The organism is Candidatus Darwinibacter acetoxidans (genome assembly GCF_041936445.1).
Classification (GTDB): Bacteria; Bacillota; Limnochordia; order Darwinibacteriales; family Darwinibacteriaceae; genus DTU010.
Window position 1 is genome coordinate 1 of record NZ_JBHGXH010000076.1, and the last position, 1282, is coordinate 1282.

Sequence of the window (1282 nt, forward strand, 5' to 3'; positions counted from 1 at the left end):
GAAGTGTTTGACGAGGCGCTGAAGACGATCTTTAAATTGATACGGTAACCGGTTATAGATTAGGAGGGTACATGATCATGTCCGGAGCGGAAAAACAAAGAGGAAAGCAGGCCACCATCACCATTCCCATATCCGGGATGCACTGTGCGGCCTGCTCCGCAAGAGTAGAAAAGGGCTTGCTTTCACACCCCGGTGTTTTATCCGCAAATGTCAACCTGGTGATAGGCAAGGGAACGATCAGTTATGATCCGGAGAAAATTGAGCCCCGCCGGGTCGTTGATCGGATCATGGAGCTGGGATACGGGGTTCCAGAAGAGCGGCAGGATATAATCATCTCCGGCATGCATTGTGCAGCATGCGCGGCGCGGATTGAAAGCAAGCTAAATTCGCTGCCGGGGGTGAAGGAAGCGGCGGTTAATTTGGCCACCGGCAGGGCCACTGTCAGCTATCTTCCCGGCGTAATCACTGCCTCGGAGATGGCGGCTGCGGTCAGAGAACTGGGCTATGAGGCGCGCCTGGCCGGCGATATTTCCCGCGGCGAAGCGGTCCAAATCAGGCAAGAGGAGAGAAAGTGGCAGCTGGCCAGGTTTATCATGGCGGCTCTTTTCACCCTGCCCCTGGCCGTGATGATGATCGCCTCGCATGCCGGGCGCCATTTCATGATCAATCCCTGGGTGCAGCTGGCCCTGGCCACTCCCGTTCAGTTTATCGGCGGGTGGCCCTTTTACAGTGGAGCCTATCGCTCTTTAAAAGCGGGCAGCGCCAACATGGATGTCCTGGTGGCGCTGGGCACCTCCGTGGCCTATTTTTACAGTCTCGTCTCCCTCTTTGCCGGCTGGGGTGTTTATTACTTTGAATCTTCGGCCATGCTCATGACTGTGATCTTGCTGGGCAGGCTGCTGGAGACAATTGCCCGGGGAAGAACATCAGAAGCCATCGAGAAGTTGGTGCAGCTGCAGTCGAAAACTGCCCGGGTGATCCGGGGAGGCGTGGAAATGGACATCCCCGCGGAGGAGGTGGCGGTTGGCGACCTTGTCGTTGTACGCCCGGGGGAGAGGGTCCCCGTGGACGGTGTTATCGTGGAGGGGCATACGAGTATAGATGAGTCCCATCTTACCGGGGAAAGCATGCCGGTGGAGAAGAAACCTGGCGACGAGGTGGTGGGGGCTTCAATCAACAACTTCGGCAGCTTCACCTTCCGGGCCACAAAGGTGGGGCAGGATACCGTCCTGGCCCAGATTATCCGCCTGGTGGAAGAGGCGCAGGGCTCCAAGGCTCCCAT

At 57.5% G+C, this 1282-nt stretch carries 1 protein-coding gene; it reads left to right on the forward strand.

The window, feature by feature from the left end; genetic code table 11:
* Positions 1 to 77 precede the first annotated feature (77 nt).
* On the forward strand, positions 78 to 1282 hold a 1205-nt coding region (locus ACE4YL_RS02680), incomplete at its 3' end, for a heavy metal translocating P-type ATPase (protein ID WP_461369151.1).